General features: G+C 75.1%; 1 pseudogene. It reads left to right on the top strand.

The features are described from left to right. Positions 1 to 19: 19 nt before the first annotated feature. Positions 20 to 249: pseudogene (locus KVS67_RS12500) on the top strand (NAD(P)/FAD-dependent oxidoreductase); the annotation flags it as partial.

Raw genomic sequence — 249 nt, 5'->3', positions numbered from 1 at the left:
CCCTCTCGGAAGGACACCCATGCGTGAGCGCGTCGCCCTGATCGGAGCCGGCCCGCCCGGCATGGCCCTGCTGAGGAGCCTCGCCCTGGCCGAGGACGCGGGGGCGGCGGTCCCGGAGGTCGTGGCGTACGAGCGCCAGGACGACTGGGGCGGCCAGTGGAACCTGGACTGGCGCACCGGCGCGGACCGCCACGGCGAGCCCGGGCACTCCGCCATGGACCGGGACCTGTGGATCAACGGGCCCAAGGA

Origin of the sequence: Micrococcus sp. GbtcB5 (assembly GCF_019091605.1) — a bacterium.
Lineage (GTDB): Bacteria > Actinomycetota > Actinomycetes > Actinomycetales > Micrococcaceae > Micrococcus > Micrococcus luteus.
Note: the sequence above shows the minus strand (reverse complement) of the source record. Positions and strands in the feature narration are given on the sequence as shown.